We start from the raw sequence: 21251 nt of genomic DNA on the forward strand, positions 1-21251 counted from the left end.
CGGTAAAACCACCCCAGCCCGCCCCCCATCTTTTTTGAGCAGGTGCATAATCAAACCCATAAACAAATCCGCCGTCTCTCTAGTTTGATACTTCTTAGGAAAATTATTCTCAATCCCATCTTCTTCGACACCCCCAAACGGCGGATTAGTAATAATCACTTCCACCCGTTCCCCAGGACTGTAATCTTTGAGAGGACGACTTAAGGTATTATCATGGCGAATATTTGTAGGCACATCAATGCCATGCAACATCATATTCGTCATTGCCAGCATATGGGGTAACGGCTTCTTCTCAACCCCATGAATCGTCATCTCAATCATCTTTTCATCATCAGGATTTTTCACCTGTTTTTTGAGATGATCGATCGCACAAGTCAAAAAACCCCCCGTTCCACAAGCCGGATCAAGTAACGATTTCCCCAACTGCGGATTGAGAATATCTACCATAAACTGAGTTACCGCACGAGGCGTATAATATTCCCCCGCATTCCCAGCCGACTGCAAATCCGCCAGAATCTTCTCATAAATATCATTAAATAAATGGCGATCGCTAGAGGAATTAAAATCTAAATCTTCTTCAATCTTATTAATAACCTGTCGTAACAAAGTCCCCGACTTCATATAATTGTAGGCATCCTCAAACACCGAGCCAATCACCCTACCCCGATTAGAAACCCCCGCCGCAGTTCCTAAAGTCTTCAACGCCGGAAAAAGCTGATTATTAACAAACTCAATCAACTCATCCCCCGTCATCCCCTCATCATCTTTTGCCCAATTTGACCACCGCAACCGCTCATCTAGAGGCGACTTATACCCCTCCACAAAAAACTGCCATTCCTGTTCCTTATCATCAAAAATCTTCAGAAACAGTAACCAAACCAACTGGCTAATCCGTTGAGCATCCCCATCGACACCCACATCCTTACGCATGATGTCCTGAATACTCTTAACCAAAGTTGCGATCGCCATAACTGTTTTCCTAAACTTCCTAAAAGCAAAACTTTGAGCCATTACCGTAGGGTGCTGTTAGCGAAGCGTAACGCAGCAAAAGTAACGCCATATCATTATGCACTATAAAGTTCCCGTTCCAAATCCCGCACCGCCTCCTGATAACCCTTCATCCCCCCAAAAGCCTTAACAATTTCCAGCGGTGTCCCAAACTGTGTAAACGGTGAAATCCTGAGAATTTGTGGTTCCTCTACCGCCTCAATCCCCTCATCTGCATACTTATCTAGCAGTGCTTCTAGAACCTTTCGCGCCTGTTCCCCATACTTGGTAAAGTAATTGCGCTTCTTAACTTCCCTGGCCCGTTCCTTGCGAGTCAACGGCGGCATATCCCAAACAATATGACAAATCAGGTCAAACGGATCACAATCCCGCCCAATTTCTTCGGCTAAAGCCTCAAAAAAGACCCCCTCCTTTGCCAATTCCTCAATTACCACCTGTTTTTTCTCTGCATCACTCCACCGTCGCAGAAAATCATCTAGGGAAGCAAATTCCGTTACCAAAGCCTTGCGGGTATAATCCTTTAAAGATTCTGTAATTAGCTTGCCATCTGCATCATAATATTGCACCCGTTCTGAAGAAACCTTTACCTCCACATCCGCCACCACATACCGCCTCACATTTGAGACTTCTTCTTCAGTCCAATCACCCCAATCATCTCCACGAGAATCCCCATCCTCATCTCTCAGTTCATCCGGTGGAACAGGTGAATCATCTGGCCCTTTCGGCTCATAAATCTGAACTGGATCACCATCAAAATCCGGGTCAGCAAACAATTCTGTCGCCTTCTTAAAATCGATAATCGTAAAGAAAAACTTACCGAAGTCCTCATTAATCCGAGTCCCCCGCCCAATAATTTGTTTAAACTCCGTCATCGACTGAATCCGCTGATCCAGCACAATTAATTTACAAGTTTGGGCATCTACCCCTGTTGTCATTAACTTAGAAGTAGTAGCAATTACAGGATAAACACTCTCTGGAAAAATAAAATTATCCAGCTCATCTTTCCCTTCCTGATTATCCCCCGTAATCCGCATCACATACTTAGAATTTTCTGCTGCTAAATCACTATTTTCATTATTAAGAGCTTGGCGCATCCGTTCAGCATGGTCAATATTTTCACAAAAGACAATTGTTTTATCAAAGCGGTTAGTTTGCTTGAGAAACTCACTTACCTTTTGAGCAACCAACTGAGTGCGCCTTTCTAGCACCAAGCTTTTATCAAAATCCTGTTGGTTATAAATCCGATCTTCAATTTCCTCCCCATATTTATCCCTCATCCCCTTACTCGGCCGCCAGCCAGCCAAATCCTTATCAATATCAATCCTTACTACCTTATAGGGAGCCAAAAAACCATCATCAATTCCTTGGCGTAGGGAATAGGTGTAAATCGGCTCACCAAAGTAATCAATATTAGAAATATCTTTAGTTTCCTTCGGTGTAGCCGTCAAACCAATTTGAGTTGCTGAGGTAAAATACTCTAAAATTTCCCGCCAAGCCGAATTCTCCGCAGCACTCCCCCGATGACATTCATCTATGACAATCAAATCGAAAAAATCGGGGCTAAATTGTTTATAAATATTGCGGCTTTCCTCATTACCCGTCACCGCCTGATAAAGTGACAAATAAACCTCATAGGATTTATCCGCCTGTCGCTTCTGTATTTTTGTCATCGTCGAACCAAACGGTTTAAAATCATTAGTCATCGTCTGATCGACTAAAATATTCCGATCCGCCAAGAACAAAATCCGCTTTTTCGTCCGCGACTTCCACAACCGCCAAATAATCTGAAAAGCTGTAAATGTCTTCCCCGTACCCGTCGCCATCACCAACAAAATCCGGTTTTGCCCAATGGCTATCGCTTCAATGGTTTTATTAATCGCCAAAAGCTGATAATATCGGGGTGCTTTATGACTCCCATCACTAAAGTAATCTTGGGTAACAATGCTTGATTGTTCTTCCGTTAAACCCTGATGCTCTGACCACAATCGCCACAGCCTCTCCGGTGATGGCATCTGAGCAAACTCAAGTTCTTGCTCTAAAACCCCATCCGTATTAATTTTGTTATGGAACAACAAGCGATCGCCATTAGAACTAAACACGAACGGAACTTGCAACATTTCTGCATAGCCTAGAGCCTGCTGCATTCCATCCCCAACCGAATGATTATTATCCTTCGCCTCAAGTACCGCTAAGGGAATATTCGGCTTATAGAACAATACATAATCAGCTCGCTTATTTTTCCCACGGGTGTGAAGTTTCCCCCGCACAATAATCCGTCCATTCGTCAGGGAAAATTCCTCTCGAATTTGTCGATGAATATCCCAGCCAGCTTTCTCCAAAGCAGGGGTAATAAATTTCGTACAAATATCCCGTTCAGAAAGCTGCTTTTTATCCAACTGAGCATCTATATGTAAAACCTTCCTTTAGGGTAACGAATAGAACCGTCTTCTGCCTATCCTTTCGGCTAGGGGAATCACCGACAACGGCGGGAACGGGTAGAAAAGCGCAATCGAGCTGACACCGTTGCCAATGACGCGGAACGGCAACTCAAAGAAGTGACGCTGGATTGTGGATACACTCGCAAGCGATCGCGTCCTGCTCCTCTAGAGAATGATTGGGATGAAGAGGATAATGACTGGTTCTAAGGAGTCAGTAGTCGTGCGTCATGAGTCATTTGTCTTTCACTAACATCAAAAGCTACGAGAGGTTGAGAATTTTAATCCGAGACGGAGTTTGCCGATTTAGCTAGTTGTGGAACCAAGCTAACCAAGCATCCCAGTCTTGCACTAACTCAGCTAATTTAGAGTATCCTGCCGAACTGGGATGAGCGCCATCATTGGCAGCAACCTCATCCATCCAAATCGCTGAGGCTTGCAGGGGAGTAAAAACATCCAAGTAAGGCACGTCTAATTGATGGCAAACTAAAGCCAACTGTTCTGATAATTTTGCAATTCTATAGTTTTGCTTATTATCTGCAATTGGAGGTGGACTGACCATCAAAACTGGAAATAATTGTTGAGCCGCCGTTAAAATGTGGTAAGCATTCTTGACAGACTCCTCCAATTGAATACGGAGCTTACCCTGTTCGATAGTGGTATCATTGACCCCAAACGAGAAGACAATCCTGCCATCGTATTCGTCAGGTAAACGACGGGAAACTTCTTCTAGCCAACGATTGGCAATATCTGCACTGGTTTCTCTTCGTATTCCCAAATTGTAATACGTTATATCATACCCTTGTCTGCAAACACTCGCGCAAATCCTGCCTGTCCAGCCAAGACAATCAGGATCGCCAGTTCCGTTAACAAAAGAATCGCCTACAAAGCAAATACGCACGTTATACTGATTCTCCATGATGTTGCGCCCGCCCTAGGATTTACCACACTTAGTTGAAACTGAGTTTCCCCAGCACCGACTTGATAGAATTAATCGGGTGATGAATTGTCCCGTCATATCCTAAATAGCTAGATAGCGTATTTTCAATGAAAATCAATGATTCTCACCTGAAATTAATCGCTCTCTCTACAATGCTTGTTGATCATATCGGATATTTCTTCCTTCCCTCCGTGGAAGTACTCCGAATCATTGGCAGACTGGCATTTCCCTTATTTGGCTATGCTCTCGTCCAGGGAGAGCGGCATACGAGCAACTTTTCGGGTTATCTATTTCGACTGATAATTTTTACTATTATTTCACAGATTCCCTGAGGAGAGCGATTTCCTTCGGAAGCGCTTCGCGGATCGCACTCTCGTCGCATGACCAGAGAGTTTATTGAACAATGGAATCTGAATCACTCAGCAACATTCTTAGAGACTGTTTTTAAAAAGCCCAATGAGCAAGGCGATGGGTGCTGCAAGTAACATCCACATCGTAGGTTGCAAACCATACTGTTGAGCCACCCAACCCAGTACAAACGGGGCTAAACCACCCACGAAACCCGCCAGGTTGTTGAGTGTCATAACTGTCCCACTCTGCCCCGGCATCGCTGTGTACAATCGCCCTTGAAGAATTGAGTACCAACCTGCATTCAGGAACCCCAGAAAGCCGAGAATGACGAGCTTGACATTGAGATTGGGTACAACCAAAAAAGCTGGGTAAAGACACAAAACAATCATTGCGCTAAACCTTAAATAAGCGAGTCCTCGCACTCGTTCAAGTAAGGGAATGAGGAGAAAATCTCCGAGTAAGCCAAACCCCAACCATACCGCGATCGCAAAACTCGCCTGCGTGTTGCTTGCACCCACGACATCCACAAAATACAGTGCTAAAAAACTACGCAGAACATCCAACATTAAATCCGAAAATTGCAATAACGTTAACCAACGCAGTACGTTGCGTCGTTTTAAGGCGTTGATAGCTTGACGGATACCATCGTTGAAACTCTGTATTGGCTGCTCAACTTGAGATGAGGCGGTTAGAGTTGCGCTGGGATACTTCCACAAGATTCCTACCAGTAATACCGTTAGTACCGCCAAGATTAAAAACACACTCCGCCAACTTTGATTTAATGCTACAGCACCTGCTAAAGCCAAAGGTCCAAGGACATTGCCAACAGAACCCGTTAATGTCCAACGTGCCATGTTCTGTTCATGGCGCGTTGGTTCGATGTCCATCAGCGTTGCCTGGGAAAGACTGACAAAAGAGCCAGAGGCGGGATAAAACAGCACAAACGCGGCTAATAACCAGAAAAAGTGATGACTGAGGGAAATGAGTAGTAATGCGATCGCAAAAGCAACGCCTCCCCCCAAAATCAATTGCCGTCGTTGACCTAGATCTCCCAAAATACCCAGAATCGGCTCTATCAGGCTACTGATTGTATTGGGTATCGTCAGCAACAGTCCTACTTGTATATATGAAAGATGCAAATCATTCCGAATCAACGGATAGGCTGCACCCCCCACTCCATCCACAAGCTCGTCTAATAACTCAATCGCCAGGAAAATAATCGTTAATACAATGACAGTCCTGGTCGTTTTGTTTTTACTATCTAATGACATCGTGAAATTCTCCCGTCCTCAAAATTTGAACACCAGCGCAACATCTTCAAGGGCGTTGGCGAGAAAGGAGGGGGAATCCACGAACAAACTCTCCGCCTTAGTTGTATGGCGAATCGCGGGCTGGAACGGGTTCTAGAAGATTACCAGGGAGGGAAAGTCATAGAAGCGAAGAGCTTGCGAAAGGACTTGCAAAAACGTCTGTAACTCATTGTAGGCAAACCAGAAGAGATTGTCTTCTTGACGGGTTGAAACTCTACACACTCAAAAGTTTGCAGCAACACACAGATACTACTGAGGGGGTTGGAATGCTATATGGACAAAATCTACATAACATCCCAATTTGGGTAGTTAAACAGACAGGATCTGTATAATCACGAGTCATGCGGCTTAGATTGTCCGTGAGGGCGCAACCGAAAACCTATTTGCGACACTCAGGGTAAGGTTAGCGTGAGGTTAATGGTCAGCAAGCACTATTCAAGTTAGCTACAATAAAGCCACTCTTGCTCACAAAATTTATTATGGAACCGATTTGGGATGCTCCAGAGGCAATCTTAGAGGAGTTGCTTAAAGATAGTCCTAAAACTCCTAAAGGGGGACGCATTGAAGGCTCCGAAAATGTTAAGTCGTTCTTAAACTATTTGTACAGAAAAGCTGAATCAGAAATTCAGAAACTCATCTTTTCTCGCGAACCAGCGGCATGGGTTCGTGTAGCAATGGAGCAATTAGTACGATGGTCAGTCATATATCTCAATGAGCAGGTGAATGGTAAAGAATTAGTTAGCGAGACTTTTCCTAACACTTTAGCGCCCATAGGACGATATGGATGGCGATATATCATTGATGTGTCACTTCGGCACGTAACTGCTTCTTCAAAATTGTTTCGTGGGATACCAGAAGAGAAAGAAGTTATTCAAGCGTTTTCTTTAATGACAATCATGAGTTTGTCATCAGAGTGGTCTAATTTTTTTCATTATTTCGGTGAGGAGTTCCCCCTTTTTTTCGCAGAGCTAGAACCACTATCAGCAGTTCTAATGCCGCAACCTATGGCTGATTATGGCAATGAATTTGAACGTCGTATTCTCTATATGCGACAAAAACCTGATTGGCAAAATTTAGAACAAGTATATCCTAATATTAAAGAAGGACGTTACGCGCAAATTTTAGATGCTGCACTTCAGCCTAACGTCGGCTTTTCAATTAACGATCTCAATAAATTTCTAGATGCATTAGTCGAGATTACAGAGCCTTATGTGGGCATTGTTGTAGTCCATTCCCGACAGTACTTATCTGAGTGGATTGCAGACATTTCGGAAATGTCGATTAAAACGGTGAATGGCATTGTAGATTTTGCGTTTCTATCAAGAGCGAAACTTCCTGGTGATAATCGGGATTTCCTAAAAAGAAGCGATATGTTGAGAATGCTGAACTTTGCGGGTGTTTCCTTACCACGCATTCGACACCTTGATGCCCTTTATAGTCCAAGTTCGATGCGTGGAGAAGTTTTAACAGATAACGAACATCTACTTATTTCAGTACCTATGTTTACCGAGTGGATTGACCACCTCTTTTGGTCATTGATTCATGGAGTAAGAACAGATTTGAAGAAGAAAAAATGGTTCCGTCCTGCCCTAAATCAGCTTGAAGAATATTACAGAAAGAATACTTTTGAAGGAATTTTGGTTGAGTTTTATGGTGAGATAGGTTATCACTGCATTTGGGGATTAAAGAAACTTTCTACAGGAGAATATTTACCTTGTGGTGAGATCGATATACTTGCATATAACCCTTCAAATAATACACTAGACATTGTTGAGGTAAAAGTAATTGCAGGATCACTTACATTCCGGGGATGGCATCAAATGTATCAAGATCACTTTACACAAAAGAAATATCATTACAAATTTCTGTCTAAACTAAATTGGGTTAAAAATAATGCTGCAATTGTCAGACACGAGTTCAAATGCAAATGTAAGGTCGAGGTTCAATCTGAGTTGCTGATACGTGCTAGATTTGTGACCAAATATCCAAATATCGCAAAATTCTATGTTTCTGACTATGAAGTTATGACTTATGAGGAACTTCGAGAGTTCTTTCGGAGTTCACAGCCAATGTGATCACTCTCGTAGGTTGGGTTGAACTTTGTGAAACCCAACACCCTTATTCCTTACCTACATTTATATCAAATCTGATTGTGTCAATTGCTCCCCACTCTTGTGAATAAATAGCAGCTTGAACATAGCGGTAAAAGCTGGAATATGCCGAACCTTTCTTTGAGAGCCTTCACAAATCCATGATGGACAGGATTGTAATGAATGTAGTCTACATAACGAATCATACCAATTGGGTTTGGCTTTGACACAAATAAAACCCAGTCCCTAGCAGGAGTAGCCCAGACAATTGTGTCATTAACTTATACCCAATTGGTATCAAATGCTCGGATGAATCGTTACAACGACATTATCTTGACGATTAAAATTTAATTTTGATAAAATAATTGATTTTTATATGCTAATCTTAAGAGGCACGACAACAGTAGAGTAGCGAGGAGCGAGAAATCTACTCTTCAGCATTTGGCGGGCTTTGAGCGATGAAAGCAGTAAGGAACCACAATACCTCCAAGAAAATTAATGGTAACTCGGTGAAGTCGTACCGATAAACCGTTTGTCATGTTGGATACGACTGACTGAGCCAATTCCTGGACTAAGAGGAGGAGTATTAATGAACATTCAAGCACTTGATATTAAGGTGGGTGATCGCATCATTGCCTACTGCAAGAATAAGATGCAACCCTGTACGGTGCAACGGTTACTCGATTCGACCAACACCAACATCACTCTGAAAGTATCCACAGGTGTACCTTATCGGGAATCAGCCTCCTGTGTGGTTCAGTTTCACCGAGAGGCTCTGGTTGAAATAGCTGGCTTAAAATCCCGAATCCAGACGGGACAGTAATTACTTCCTCCCCAAGGACACACTCATGTTTGAACGCTTTACAGATACAGCCATTAAAGTAATTAGGCTTTCTCAAGAGGAAGCCCGTCGCCTCGGTCATAATTTTATAGGTACAGAGCAAATCCTTTTGGGTCTGATTGGAGAAGGAAATGGTGTTGCGGCAAAAGTCTTGCACTCGGTGGGGGTTACGCTCAAAGATACAAGAGTAGAAATTGAAAAAATTATTGGTCGCGGTTCGGGCTTTGTTGCTGTTGACATTCCTTTTACCCCGAGGAGTAAGCGTGTCCTTGAGCTGTCCCTGGCAGAATCTCGCACTTTGGGGAGCGACTACGTTAGCACCGAACACTTGCTGCTAGGACTGCTTCGAGATGGAGAGGGTGTGGCAGCAAAAGTACTCTTAAACCTGAGGGTTGATGCCAAAGAAGTTCGGACTAAAGTGCTTCAGATGCTGTCTGAAATGACACCTACCCTAACCAATAGTAGTAGTAGTCGTACCCGCACAAAAACCTTAACCCTCGACGAATATGGCATCAACTTGACTCAACTGGCAGCGCAGGGCAAGCTTGATCCAGTAGTGGGTCGCCAAAAAGAAGTTGAGCGAATTATTCAAATACTGGGTCGTCGCACCAAAAATAATCCGATCTTGATAGGAGAGCCAGGAGTCGGTAAAACCGCCCTGGCAGAAGGGCTAGCTCAACGGATTGTCAACAACGATATTCCTGATCGCCTTCAAGGTAAGCAGGTTCTTACATTAGAAATAGGTTCCTTGCTTGCAGGCACTAAGTACCGAGGCGAGTTTGAAGAGCGGCTCAAGAAAATCATTGAGGAAATCCGGGCTTGCAAAAATGTAATTGTAGTTATTGACGAGGTTCATACGTTAGTTGGGGCAGGGGCAGTTTCAGGTTCCCTTGATGCCGCTAATATCCTTAAGCCTGCTCTGGCGCGGGGCGAACTTCAGTGTATTGGTGCAACCACTCTTGATGAATACCGTCAGTATATTGAGCGGGATGCAGCCTTAGAACGTCGTTTCCAACCAGTGATGGTGAATGAACCCAGCGTTGAGGAAACAATTGAAATTTTATACGGATTGCGCGATCGCTACGAGCAACACCACCGACTCAAAATTTCAGACCTTGCCCTAGACGCTGCCGTTAAGCTCTCAAACCGATATATCTGCGATCGCTACTTGCCCGATAAAGCGATTGACCTGATTGATGAAGCGGGTTCTCGGGTTCGGATACTCAACTCTAAAGTGCCATCCGCTGCCAAAAGCCTTAATAAAGAACTCCGTCAACTCCTCAAGGATAAAGATGAGGCTATTGCATCCCAAGAGTTTAGCAAGGCAGGAAAACTGCGCGATCGCGAATTAGCCCTTCAGACAGAGATTCGGGCGCTCATTCCAGACAATAGCCTCAACTCTACCGATACTGAGTATACTCCCGTCGTCGTCGATGAAGAGGACATCGCCCACATTGTCGCCTCATGGACGGGAATCCCAGTCAACAAATTGACCGAATCCGAGTCTGAAAAGCTGCTTCAGATGGAAGATATCCTACATACTCGGCTCATTGGTCAAGAAGAAGCCGTCAATGCCATTTCCCGGGCAGTACGTCGCGCCCGCGTTGGCATTAGTAACCCTAATCGACCGATTGCCAGTTTTATTTTCTCAGGTCCAACAGGGGTAGGTAAAACAGAACTTGCCAAGTCACTAGCAGCTTATTTTTACGGGGATCAAGCAGCCATGATTCGGTTAGATATGTCCGAATACATGGAGCGTCACACTATCTCCAAGCTCATCGGTTCTCCTCCCGGTTATATCGGTTACGACGAAGGGGGACAATTAACCGAAGCCGTCCGCCGTCGTCCCTATACGGTAGTGCTACTTGACGAAATTGAAAAAGCACACCCTGACGTGTTCAATCTGCTGCTGCAAATCCTAGAAGACGGTCGTTTAACGGATACCAAGGGTCGCATTGTGGACTTTAAGAACACATTGTTGATTATGACCTCCAATATTGGTTCTAGGGTGATTGAAAAAGGCGGCGGGGGTTTGGGGTTTGAGACGGCTGAAAATCAAGCTGACTCTCACTACAGATACATTTGCTCCCTGGTGAATGAAGAACTTAAAGCCTATTTCCGTCCAGAGTTCCTCAACCGTCTCGATGAAATCATTGTCTTCCGGCAACTGACCAAGGATGAAGTTAAACAAATTTCCTCTATCCTTTTAGGTGAGGTACGTAGCCGTTTGCTGGAGCAAGGAATTACTCTGGAGGTCACTGAACGATTTAAAGACCGCTTGGTGGAAGAAGGGTATGATCCCAGTTACGGAGCACGTCCTCTGCGTCGGGCTATCACCCGCTTGTTGGAAGACTGTCTCGCTGAGGAAATCCTGAGCGATCGCCTCAATGATGGAGATACTGTTATTGTTGATGTAGATGATGATGGTCAAATTAAAGTTACTCAGGGCGATCAGCGAGAATTATTGCCGCCAGAAGTATTGACAATATAAAGGGTTTAACACGTTCTTGTCACTTAAAAGGCCAGACAAGTTCGGATGCACAGGGAGGAGAAAACAATCACAAGCCAATCTACAGCAAGAGAAGAGGATTTTCAATGAACAAGTTAACCAAAATTGTTAAAGAAACCTTTGGTAATCCTGACAAAGAGGGCTACTTCAGTGGGGCTTATATCTTCTGTGACGGCACAGCCGAGTTTGTCTGTGGGTATCAAGCCCCTGCTGGTAAGAGCAACGGTAGCGAAGAATACTGCAACGTCATGCCAGCGACTCCTCAACAGGTCTATGATAAATATGGAAAAGTGTGCGAACAGCCTCAGAATAGGGTTTAGCCTAACTACCCCATCCCTGCTCTACGGATAATTTCTGTGACTTCCGTTGCCATCCTGGCATCCAGTTCAAGCACCTCGCGCTTTACCTCTCTGGGTTAGAGTCTCTTTGCTCCCTTGATTGCCATGCTAAAGGTAATGAGTTCATCTGCACCTCCAGCATTTGGCTTAACAAATTGCACCAACGCCACATAAACAGCTTCAGCTCGGTTGCGCATTTGGGTAACACCATTACCCAGCTTAGAGAGGATGACAATAGAACTTATTTTATTCTGCAAATCCAACTCTTCCAGAGCAAGATCCGTTAAACGAGCCGCATCTGAACCCATGGCTCTGATCACAGTTTCTAAACTATGCCACTGTACACCCGGTAGTCGCGATGATTGGGGGATGTAATAATGCCAACCCAACATTGAGATCATGCGAGCTAAATCATAGGCTGTTATCGTGTTCTCGTCCTGATGCCTCTGGGAAACTCCTTTGAGGATGAGTCGTTGTTTTGCCAAAAAATCTGGGCTATGTAGGGCTTGCTGCACAAACTGGAAACCCTCATACATTAAGGGTTAGAGGACGATTAAAAGTGAATAAAGTGCAAGGTTTTTGCACGACTAAAAACGCTGCCCCAAAGAGAAATGGAACTCTACATCACCTTGCTCGCTAATAGCAAATTCTGCCTGTCCAGTCGTGAAACTAGTATAAGCACGTAATCCCAGACCAAAACCCCATCCTTCACCAGGTTTATCCCGCATTAAACCCGGTTTGCCAAATACCTCATCTTGGGTATCTAGTACATTGCCGTAGTCTATAAACAAACTTCCGCCAAGGTCAATTGCCTCGTCAAATGCCGTCAAAGAAGTAATAGGAAAGCGATACTCTGCCGTTGCCTGAATATAGCTTTGACCCGTCCCTATTTCACCACCACTGTAACCCCGAACGGAACTAGCACCACCTAAACTAAACGCTTCGTAGAAAGGCGCGTCGCCAAAAATATGACCGCCCTGCAAGTTCAACACTAGGGTACGAGAACCTTCGGCAAACCCGAACAAAGAAAGCGGAATGAATTGAGTGGCGCTGGCATTAACACGAGTCATCGAAATCTCGGCATCACCAACCGGAATCGACTGATCTAATCCTAATCGGATTCGGGTTCCCTCACTGGGGTTGCGGGGGCTATTCCGGGTGTCGTACTGAGCAGCAAGATTGAGAGTTAGCAGTTCGTCTTGTCCATCATCACTAATCGTCAGGGGATTACCCAACTCATCCACAGGTGCTAAATCGGAGGTAAAGACATCATCCCGAACCGAGACGCGCTGATAGGTGACACCAACAGTGGTATCCACCGTACCGATGGGAATGTACCCTTCTACCCCACCACCGAGGCGATGTACCCAAGGAGTATCACCCCCAGGAAGTTCTACATTGCGATCGCCTTCTGCCAGTGCCGTAGAATAGGAACGTTGGTTGAAACCACTTACGGCAAACCCCTGTCGCGGATCGTCCGTCACCTGAACATAACCTAAATACAGCCCCAGCACCGATTCACCCCCTTTAAGTTCCAGCGCCAGACGTTGCGTATCGCCCAAATTCAGTTGAGAACCCACAGTGATGTTAGTGCCACCGCGCAAGTCTGAGGCGGCGGGGGTGATGGGCGCACTCGTCGGTCCTTGAGATGCAGTGGGGTTGGGAAGCTTTGAACCAATGTAAAATGATAAGGTTTCTTCTTCCTCGAAGGGATTTCGCTGCGCCAGAGGACTTGCCGGATCGACACAGGCGCGATCAGCAGGATTTAAAGATTGTTGTGCTACGGGGTGAAAACGGGGCTCGGGCCAAGGCAGGAAGGCGGAAATAGGCGGGGTTTGAGTCTGTGGGGTTGAACGATTAATGGAGTAAGCTTCACAGCTCGTTTGTGTCCAGCTAGGAGTGGCAACTAGCAAACTGATGGACGTAGTTGCCAATGACAGCAGCAGTGATGAAGCAATCGGCTTCCCTAAATCCCCTGGCTTTTGCATCGGTTTGTTCCTCACAACCTTGAACGGCTTCTGACGATGGATGTTGCAGCGCAACCGTATAGGATAATCATAGATTCATTAGGGGAGGCTTCATCTAAATAAAGCGATCGCTAAGAACCAGATATTGCACTAGTGCAAGAAGGCAGCTATGCAGGAGGCAGAAGGCTCCAAGGAAAGAAAGCCTGTAGAGAAAACTTTATAAACCGTAATTTCCCGGACAGTTTTAGCCAACCGAGTTAAGCTGGCTGATGGATAATGAGGAAACCCTGAATTCTGGTATTGGCACCTTCTGACTCCAGCCATTAGATTAGCGGAGGTGGATGTCAACTCCTCAGTAGTAATACTTCAGCTTATGGATAACACCTTTTTTAAGCCCAATCCCACAGAACCCGTACAATCCAATCTCCATCCCACGGAACCCGTTGAGATTCAGGTGGAAGATGATCGCACTGGCATGACGGTGGAGACGCTCAAACGAGCCTTCGCCGATAATTTATACTACATCCAGGGCAAAAACGAGTATTTGGCGACACCCCACGATTACTATATGGCTCTGGCGTATACAGTGCGGGATCGGCTGCTCTATCGATGGATCAATACGACCACGACTTACCTGCAAAATGATGTCAAGACAGTCTATTACCTGTCGGCAGAGTTCTTGATGGGTCGCCAGCTCGACAATAACCTACTGAACTTGGGTTTATACGAACGGGCTCGCCAAGCTGTCAAAGAATCTGGACTCGACCTAAGCGACTTGAGAAATCTCGAAGCTGAACCCGGACTGGGTAATGGCGGTTTAGGGCGTTTGGCGGCTTGCTTTTTAGACTCCCTAGCCACCTTAGCCATTCCAGCAGTCGGCTACGGAATTCGCTACGAATTCGGTATTTTTGATCAACGGATTGAGGAAGGTGTTCAAGTCGAACACCCCGACAAGTGGCTTCGCTTCGGCAACCCTTGGGAAATCCGACACCCGGAACTAACCGTTGAAGTGATGTTTGGGGGACACACCGAAGGCTACCATGATGAGAAAGGTCGCTATCGAGTGCGTTGGATGCCCGAGCGGAAAATCATGGGAATGCCCTATGATACACCGGTGCCGGGATACCACAACAATACAGTGAACACCCTGCGTCTTTGGCGGGCAGGAGCGAGTGAAGAATTCGACTTCCAGGTTTTCGACAGCGGCGACTACGCTGGTGCCGTAACGGGCAAAATATTCTCCGAGAATATCTCAAAAGTTCTCTATCCCAACGACAACACCTCCCAAGGGAAGCAACTGCGACTAGAACAGCAGTATTTCTTCGTAAGCTGTTCGTTACAAGACATTATCAACAATTACCGCCGCACCCACGGCAATTTTGATAACTTTCACGAAAAAGTAGCCATTCAGCTCAATGACACTCACCCGTCCATTGGTATTGCTGAATTAATGCGGTTGCTGGTGGACAAGTACGACATCGGTTGGAACCGCGCCTGGTATATCACCAAAAATACCTTCGCTTACACCAACCACACCCTATTAGCAGAGGCACTAGAGCGCTGGCCCGTTAGCCTATTCCAGAGCCTCTTACCCAGGCACTTAGAGATTATCTACGAAATTAACCACCGCTTCTTAGAGCAGGTACGAGCGAAGTATCCAAATGACCCAGAGCGGGTGTCGCGGATGTCTCTAATTGAGGAAGGTTCTCAGCAGTTTATCCGCATGGCACACCTAGCTTGTATCGGCTGCCACAGCATCAATGGGGTAGCCGCGCTGCACACCGAATTGCTCAAGCATCGAGTGTTGCGAGATTTTTACGACTTTTTGCCGGAACGGTTTAACAACAAAACCAACGGCGTTACACCCCGTCGCTGGATTTTGCTGAGTAATCCCCAACTATCGGAACTCATTACCGAAAAGATTGGCAAGACTTGGGTAACTCACTTAGAAGAACTACAGAAGCTAGAAGCCTTTGTAGACGATCCGGAGTTTCGCCGCCGCTTCTGGTCAATTAAGCAGGAGCATAAGCAAGAGCTCGTGGATTATATTCTTCTATTCAACGATGTGGAAGTCGATCCAAATTCCCTGTTTGATGTTCAGGTGAAGCGGCTGCACGAATACAAGCGCCAGTTGCTAAATGTTCTCTACATCATCACCCTCTACAACCGGATCAAGCGGAATCCAGGTTTGCAAATCCTGCCGAGAACCTTTATTTTTGCAGGCAAGGCGGCTCCTGGCTACTTTATGGCTAAATTAATTATCCGGTTGATCAATGCCGTAGCCAAAGTGGTTAACAACGACACCGATGTTGCTGATCGTCTCAAGGTGGTATTCGTAGAAGGGTTCTCTGTATCTTTAGGTCAAAAGATTTATCCGGCTGCCAATCTCTCGGAGCAAATTTCTACAGCGGGTAAGGAAGCCTCCGGTACTGGCAATATGAAGTTTGCCCTCAATGGAGCGCTCACTATCGGCACCCTAGATGGTGCCAACATTGAAATTCGAGAGGTGGTAGGAAATGACAACTTCTTCCTGTTTGGCTTGACGGATGAAGAAGTGTTTGATCTCAAGGCGAAGGGATACCAACCGTTGGACTATTACAACAACAACGCCCAACTCAAAGAAGTAATCGATCGCATTGCGGCTGGTGACTTCTCAGATGGTAATCGGGAGGTGTTCAAACCCATTGTGGATTCGCTGCTCTACCACGACGAGTATCTGCTCTTAGCTGACTATCAATCCTATATTGATTGTCAGGAACGAGTGAGCCAAGCTTACCGCGATCAGGATAACTGGATTCGGATGTCGATTCTCAATACGGCTCGCATGGGTAAGTTTTCGTCAGACCGCACGATTCGACAATATTGTCAAGAGATTTGGAACGTGGAGCCGGTCAAAATTGAACTCGACGATTACGATCAAGATGCGGCTGGGTTGAAGGTACTTAATTCGCCACGTCAAGCTTGATGTGTGCGGAGTAGGGAGTGGGGAGTGGGGAGTGGGGAGTACTTTAACGTTACGGCAGGATGCGATCGCAGTCGCTCCCAAACTCCCCAGAAACCCCACTACCGCTAACATTCCCTTTTACTTACAACTCCAGCAAAATTTACAAGGCAGTAGGACAAGAACCTCAAGTCGTTGCTCGAGATTACCCTTAACTTTCAGACCTTTAAGAGCTCAAGAGTATGCTTTATGCCGCTTCTGTCACTTTCCGAAATTCTGACCAATTTCCGTCATTACAGCCAACTACACCTAACGCAAGAATCAGGGTTTGACCCCCATTTTTCGGAGTCTGACAGAAGAGGGATATGCTCTGCCTGTGGCATTGGCTTTTGTATAATTTGACCCTGAATGTACTCGCTAGCGGGTTCGGTTTCGGGAAGCTCCAGAAACTCTTTTAGAGTTAAAGGTTTAGTGGGTGTCTGTACCATTTGAGATAACCTAGAATTATGCTGGATACCGATATCGTCAGGTAGGATGGGCATTGCCCACCGCAACTTGTGAAACCTTATAGATTGAGTTTAACGAAGGTAGCGAGAATAAAGGATTAAAACCTATCATCCTGTAGCGATTAGCATTTTTCAAGCCTCACTGCACCGCCGTTTAGACTTAAACGAACTTATATAAGGTTTTTAAGAAAAAAGGAATATGATACTTAGGGTTATTACTGTGTTCTGAGTAAAATCTTCCTATTTCTAATAAAACTTGATCTTTAAAGGCTTTAGGTGAACCAGTCCAGTCACTGGGGGGCTGAACTTGGTTCCAATACTTCTTAGCTTTTTTAATTGTTAGCAAAGCCAGGACTAACTCATCCTTCCGCGTATCATCTTTTGCTTTTTGAAACTGGTTTTTCCATGAATTTCGCAACTTTTCTAGCTCACTACAATCTAATCCAGAGCAGCAACTAATGCGATCAAATGCTCGTTGTAAGTTATTTTGTAAATCAGGATCTATGATAAGTGCATCCGCCATCTCGATATAAATATCTTGAAGAGTAATTCTATTTCCCTTATAAATTGGAAGATTAGGAAAATCATTAAACAGTGATTGGAGTTCAGGTATCAGAAAGTATGCTTCTTTATGAATTAAACCTGTAACCCAGATCTGATGGTGTTCTGTATTTTGTTCCTTGAGCTTGAACTGGTCGTAAAGACTGCGAAAAATTTCTTCGGTATCTGCGAAATGATACAGCATTTTCCATGCTGGTGAGGTACATTGAGAATAAGACTTTTGCGCTCACAGAGGCTAACCTCGTCTTGTTACTGTACCTCACTAGACTGAAAAATGCTGTAGTTATCAATCGCTTGTACTTGAAGATCTAGGTCTACAACTGCAAAAAGTTTATCGGGATTTAAGTACGAGTTATCTTTGTTTTGATTGTGTAAGTCTAAAAGGGAGAAGTAGCTATCTATTACATCTTTGCGATCGCCACAGTTAAAAAATTGTGGTCGATACTGAGTCCACCCTTTTGGCACACACGCCTTATAAAAGTTGGCATCTGGCATTTCTTCCATTCTGCCATAGGATTGAGGTGATGGTCTGCCCTGAATTTTTGGAATATCACCTTCACATAGTACAACAATCTTATTTCTAATCCTTCGAGACTGAAGAATCGTTTTACAATGTTGCTCTAGCTGTTCTGAGCTAAGACTCATATTTAGTGTTAGACTTCTTGCTTGAGAAGCTTTGGCTCCAGTTCCTTAACATGAGCAGGTGTGAGAGCTTGGCATAATTCGTAGGAATGAGTGGCAAGGATGTACTGATTACTGGGCGACCATTCTTTAAGGTCTGAAATGATTTGATATTGCCAATCTGGATGAAATGCGATTTCAATTTCATCCATTAAAACAATTGCATTCTCTATATTACGGTATTTCAGCCACATATAAATACTCAGCCTTTTCAGCTCTCCATGACTTAGGTCTTCTGGAGATAATTCTATAGTCTCACCGTTTCTATCTAATTTAAAGGTTATTTCTGAAAATTCTTTATCTATATTTATTTTCTTATTGTATAATATTTGGTTTAACTCCCTCTTGATAGCCTTATAATTATTTCCATATTCTCCTGTTTCTATAGCTTCTATGAAATCTTGATCGCGAGCATCTAAAAAAGCTTTAATTATAAGCTCTACAGACAGAAAATCATAGGTAAATAAACTTGTAATTTTAGATTTTACATCTTGAATTTCTGAATAGTAATTATTATCTTCTTTAGGCGCAGCCTTCAATAATAATTTTCTAGAGTCTTTTGACATAAAAATGAAAATTTGGGTTGCAGGAGCAGCCAGAAATATTTTTTGTGAAAGCTTATTTAAAAATAATTTTGATTCAGTAATATCTAAATCATTAATATGACAGAGTAATACTTCATCTTCACTTCCATTCTCATGGGATGAGTAATTGGATATATAAAGCAATTTTTCTGTTTTCATGTATTCAATAATTTTGGGTAAGATATTTTCTATTTTATTCTGCTTTTCTTGATAAAATTTTATTCGTTCTTTAATATCTTTTACTATCATTGAAATTGAATCGCTTAAAGGATAGTTTATTCCCTCATCAATAAAAGCCTTACGTATATTATCAACTGCAATTAAAAAAATACCATTTTCTTCTAATCTTTGATTAGAAGCCTTGACTTCAATTATAATATCTTTCTCTTTTTTCTCTTTTAGATTTCTTTCTAACTGAGCTAAATTACTAGATTCTTCTTTCAGTACTACAAGCTTTGTCTTGAATTCTTCCAATTTATTGGGTACAGAAAATCTAAAATCAGAATAATCGATTGTTTCATCATCGTTATTTGCCCCTAATAATTCTTGAATAGAAGAGTCTTTACGACAGAAAAATTCAAGATTGATAATTTTTTCTCCATCCCAAATATCAAATATAGCTAAAACTCTCTTTTCAGAATCATCATAAATTTTTAATCCATAGAGTATATTTTTCAAAAACGGTATCTTATCCGGATCACTAGAACAGTGGAGTAACACAAAAATTAATTGCAAAAGTGTACTCTTCCCACCCCCATTTTGACTACCAAGGGGAAAAATGCTAGGAACAAATTTCTTTTCAAACGTGATATCAACATTCTTTAAAACCCGGAAATCAGGGACTTGAATTCGTTGCAGGTGCATACAATACTCCTCCTATTGAATTGGTATCAAATTTTTCGTACATGAATGACCTGTAAATGCTAGGGTGGGTGTTGTCCCACCCTAATCACTACACCTTAAACTTCTGGGTAATCCGCTTCATCGCATCCTCCACATTCTCCCGACTATTAAATGCCGAAATACGGAAGTAACCTTCACCCGCCGCACCAAAACCAGAACCAGGGGTTCCCACTACATTGCACGTTTGCAGTAACTTATCGAAGAAATCCCAACTCGACAAACCATTCGGCGTTTTCACCCAGACATAGGGTGCATTCACACCGCCATAAACGTCTATTCCTGCTTCTGTTAATTTCTCGCGGATAATTTTGGCGTTTTCTAGATAGAAGTGGATTAACTCCTTAACTTGCACCTGTCCTTCCTCAGAGTAAACTGCCTCAGCACCCCGTTGTACGATATAGGATACCCCATTAAACTTGGTAGACTGGCGGCGGTTCCATAGCTTCCACAGTTCCACATCCGAACCATCAGCAGCTTTCGCCGTTAGGTTCTTCGGTACAACTGTCAGCGCACAGCGAGTTCCAGTAAACCCAGCATTCTTAGAGAACGAGCGAAACTCGATCGCACAATCCCGCGCTCCTTCAATCTCGTAGATAGAATGAGGAAGCTCTGGATCGGTGATATACGCTTCATATGCCGCATCAAAAAAGATAATGGAGTTATGGGCTTTTGCATACTCCACCCACGCCTTCAGGTGTTCCTTCGTTGCCGTTGCTCCCGTAGGATTATTGGGGAAGCACAGATAAATCAAATCGACTTTCTCAGAAGGAATCTCGGCGGTGAAGTTGTTCTCTGCGGTAATGGGCAGATACACTAAGCCTTCAAATTCGCCCCTCTCATTCGCCTCTCCGGTATGTCCCGCCATCACGTTGGTGTCTACATACACCGGATAAACGGGGTCAGTCACCGCAATTTTGTTATTTTTACCAAAGATATCCAGAATGTTGCCTGTATCGCACTTAGAACCATCGGAGATGAAGATTTCGGAAGCGTCAACCTCGCATCCGCGAGATTGGAAGTCGTGGGCTGCAATTTTTTCCCGTAACCAGAGATAGCCTTGTTCGGGACCATAGCCTTTGAACGTGGAGCGATCGCTCATGTCGTCCACCGCTTTAATCATGGCAGTGCGGCACGCTTCCGGCAAGGGTTCCGTGACATCGCCAATGCCCAGCTTGATAAGTTTGGCATCAGGATTGGCTTCTGCAAAGGTATTCACCCGTCGCGCAATTTCAGGAAACAGGTAGCCCGCTTTGAGTTTGAGATAGTTGTCGTTAATCGTTGCCATC

The 21251-nt window shown here is 44.2% G+C and carries 16 protein-coding genes and 1 pseudogene; 6 read left to right on the forward strand and 11 right to left on the reverse strand.

Going from position 1 to position 21251, the window contains the following annotated elements; all coding sequences use genetic code 11:
- From IQ257_RS09625 to IQ257_RS09635, 3 genes are all read right to left on the reverse strand, one after another.
- Positions 1 to 969, reverse strand: a 969-nt coding sequence (locus IQ257_RS09625) for a type I restriction-modification system subunit M (protein WP_193933008.1), incomplete at its 3' end; no start/stop codon positions are given.
- Between the two features lie 95 nt (positions 970 to 1064).
- The gene (hsdR, locus tag IQ257_RS09630; protein ID WP_193872803.1) at positions 1065 to 3404 is read right to left on the reverse strand and encodes an EcoAI/FtnUII family type I restriction enzme subunit R; all 2340 of its coding nucleotides are present in this window, start codon (positions 3402 to 3404) and stop codon (positions 1065 to 1067) included.
- A gap of 349 nt (positions 3405 to 3753) precedes the next feature.
- Positions 3754 to 4362, reverse strand: coding sequence for a GDSL-type esterase/lipase family protein (locus tag IQ257_RS09635; protein WP_193872804.1), 609 nt, complete (start codon positions 4360 to 4362; stop codon positions 3754 to 3756).
- 128 nt (positions 4363 to 4490) lie between these two features.
- On the opposite strand from IQ257_RS09635, the gene IQ257_RS09640 reads away from it, so the two are divergent.
- The gene (locus IQ257_RS09640) at positions 4491 to 4715 is read left to right on the forward strand and encodes a TraX family protein (RefSeq protein ID WP_193872805.1); all 225 of its coding nucleotides are present in this window, start codon (positions 4491 to 4493) and stop codon (positions 4713 to 4715) included.
- Positions 4716 to 4814: 99 nt separating this feature from the next.
- Here the strand turns inward: IQ257_RS09640 and IQ257_RS09645 are convergent, their stop codons facing one another.
- Positions 4815 to 6005, reverse strand: a complete 1191-nt coding sequence (locus IQ257_RS09645) for an MFS transporter (RefSeq protein WP_193872806.1) — start codon at positions 6003 to 6005, stop codon at positions 4815 to 4817.
- Between the two features lie 518 nt (positions 6006 to 6523).
- Here IQ257_RS09645 and IQ257_RS09650 point away from each other — a divergent pair.
- From IQ257_RS09650 to IQ257_RS09665, 4 genes are all read left to right on the forward strand, one after another.
- Positions 6524 to 8119, forward strand: coding sequence for a hypothetical protein (locus IQ257_RS09650; RefSeq protein WP_193872807.1), 1596 nt, complete (start codon positions 6524 to 6526; stop codon positions 8117 to 8119).
- A gap of 604 nt (positions 8120 to 8723) precedes the next feature.
- Positions 8724 to 8957 carry a hypothetical protein gene (locus IQ257_RS09655; protein WP_193872808.1) on the forward strand — a complete coding sequence of 78 codons (234 nt, stop codon included), beginning with the start codon at positions 8724 to 8726 and terminating at the stop codon, positions 8955 to 8957.
- A 25-nt stretch (positions 8958 to 8982) separates the two neighbouring features.
- Positions 8983 to 11466, forward strand: a complete 2484-nt coding sequence (locus IQ257_RS09660; RefSeq protein ID WP_193872809.1) for an ATP-dependent Clp protease ATP-binding subunit — start codon at positions 8983 to 8985, stop codon at positions 11464 to 11466.
- 104 nt (positions 11467 to 11570) lie between these two features.
- The gene (locus tag IQ257_RS09665) at positions 11571 to 11804 is read left to right on the forward strand and encodes a hypothetical protein (RefSeq protein WP_193872810.1); all 234 of its coding nucleotides are present in this window, start codon (positions 11571 to 11573) and stop codon (positions 11802 to 11804) included.
- A 95-nt stretch (positions 11805 to 11899) separates the two neighbouring features.
- Here IQ257_RS09665 and IQ257_RS09670 read toward each other — a convergent pair whose 3' ends face one another.
- Both IQ257_RS09670 and IQ257_RS09675 read right to left on the reverse strand, forming a co-directional pair.
- Positions 11900 to 12358, reverse strand: coding sequence for a hypothetical protein (locus IQ257_RS09670; protein WP_193872811.1), 459 nt, complete (start codon positions 12356 to 12358; stop codon positions 11900 to 11902).
- 51 nt (positions 12359 to 12409) lie between these two features.
- Positions 12410 to 13810, reverse strand: a complete 1401-nt coding sequence (locus IQ257_RS09675) for a BamA/TamA family outer membrane protein (RefSeq protein WP_193872812.1) — start codon at positions 13808 to 13810, stop codon at positions 12410 to 12412.
- Between the two features lie 352 nt (positions 13811 to 14162).
- On the opposite strand from IQ257_RS09675, the gene IQ257_RS09680 reads away from it, so the two are divergent.
- Entirely contained in the window at positions 14163 to 16754 is a 2592-nt protein-coding gene (locus tag IQ257_RS09680; protein WP_193872813.1) for a glycogen/starch/alpha-glucan phosphorylase, read from the forward strand.
- A 341-nt stretch (positions 16755 to 17095) separates the two neighbouring features.
- Here IQ257_RS09680 and IQ257_RS09685 read toward each other — a convergent pair.
- From IQ257_RS09685 to IQ257_RS09700, 5 genes and pseudogenes are all read right to left on the reverse strand, one after another.
- Positions 17096 to 17218 (reverse strand): annotated as a pseudogene (locus IQ257_RS09685) (Uma2 family endonuclease); the annotation flags it as partial.
- Positions 17219 to 17396: 178 nt separating this feature from the next.
- Positions 17397 to 17981 (reverse strand): hypothetical protein, encoded by a 585-nt coding sequence (locus IQ257_RS29990; RefSeq protein ID WP_228060572.1) that lies wholly within the window; start codon positions 17979 to 17981, stop codon positions 17397 to 17399.
- A 65-nt stretch (positions 17982 to 18046) separates the two neighbouring features.
- Positions 18047 to 18442: a hypothetical protein gene (locus tag IQ257_RS29995; protein WP_228060573.1), complete on the reverse strand. Its 396-nt coding sequence runs from the start codon at positions 18440 to 18442 to the stop codon at positions 18047 to 18049.
- An 8-nt stretch (positions 18443 to 18450) separates the two neighbouring features.
- Positions 18451 to 19926 carry an AAA family ATPase gene (locus tag IQ257_RS09695; RefSeq protein WP_193872814.1) on the reverse strand — a complete coding sequence of 492 codons (1476 nt, stop codon included), beginning with the start codon at positions 19924 to 19926 and terminating at the stop codon, positions 18451 to 18453.
- An 88-nt stretch (positions 19927 to 20014) separates the two neighbouring features.
- Positions 20015 to 21250 carry an LL-diaminopimelate aminotransferase gene (locus IQ257_RS09700; RefSeq protein WP_193872815.1) on the reverse strand — a complete coding sequence of 412 codons (1236 nt, stop codon included), beginning with the start codon at positions 21248 to 21250 and terminating at the stop codon, positions 20015 to 20017.
- Position 21251: the final 1 nt, after the last annotated feature.

The organism is Coleofasciculus sp. LEGE 07092 (assembly GCF_015207375.1).
In the GTDB taxonomy this organism is placed as follows: Bacteria; Cyanobacteriota; Cyanobacteriia; order Cyanobacteriales; family Coleofasciculaceae; genus LEGE-07092.

Excerpts from the sequence above, each read along its gene's own strand:
- IQ257_RS09635 (WP_193872804.1), bottom strand. The coding sequence starts at position 4,362 with ATGGAGAATCAGTATAACGTGCGTATTTGCTTTGTAGGCGATTCTTTT.
- IQ257_RS09640 (WP_193872805.1), top strand. The coding sequence starts at position 4,491 with ATGAAAATCAATGATTCTCACCTGAAATTAATCGCTCTCTCTACAATG.
- IQ257_RS09645 (WP_193872806.1), bottom strand. The coding sequence starts at position 6,005 with ATGTCATTAGATAGTAAAAACAAAACGACCAGGACTGTCATTGTATTA.
- IQ257_RS09650 (WP_193872807.1), top strand. The coding sequence starts at position 6,524 with ATGGAACCGATTTGGGATGCTCCAGAGGCAATCTTAGAGGAGTTGCTT.
- IQ257_RS09655 (WP_193872808.1), top strand. The coding sequence starts at position 8,724 with ATGAACATTCAAGCACTTGATATTAAGGTGGGTGATCGCATCATTGCC.
- IQ257_RS09660 (WP_193872809.1), top strand. The coding sequence starts at position 8,983 with ATGTTTGAACGCTTTACAGATACAGCCATTAAAGTAATTAGGCTTTCT.
- IQ257_RS09665 (WP_193872810.1), top strand. The coding sequence starts at position 11,571 with ATGAACAAGTTAACCAAAATTGTTAAAGAAACCTTTGGTAATCCTGAC.
- IQ257_RS09670 (WP_193872811.1), bottom strand. The coding sequence starts at position 12,358 with ATGTATGAGGGTTTCCAGTTTGTGCAGCAAGCCCTACATAGCCCAGAT.
- IQ257_RS09675 (WP_193872812.1), bottom strand. The coding sequence starts at position 13,810 with ATGCAAAAGCCAGGGGATTTAGGGAAGCCGATTGCTTCATCACTGCTG.
- IQ257_RS09680 (WP_193872813.1), top strand. The coding sequence starts at position 14,163 with ATGGATAACACCTTTTTTAAGCCCAATCCCACAGAACCCGTACAATCC.
- IQ257_RS29990 (WP_228060572.1), bottom strand. The coding sequence starts at position 17,981 with ATGCTGTATCATTTCGCAGATACCGAAGAAATTTTTCGCAGTCTTTAC.
- IQ257_RS29995 (WP_228060573.1), bottom strand. The coding sequence starts at position 18,442 with ATGAGTCTTAGCTCAGAACAGCTAGAGCAACATTGTAAAACGATTCTT.
- IQ257_RS09695 (WP_193872814.1), bottom strand. The coding sequence starts at position 19,926 with ATGCACCTGCAACGAATTCAAGTCCCTGATTTCCGGGTTTTAAAGAAT.
- IQ257_RS09700 (WP_193872815.1), bottom strand. The coding sequence starts at position 21,250 with ATGGCAACGATTAACGACAACTATCTCAAACTCAAAGCGGGCTACCTG.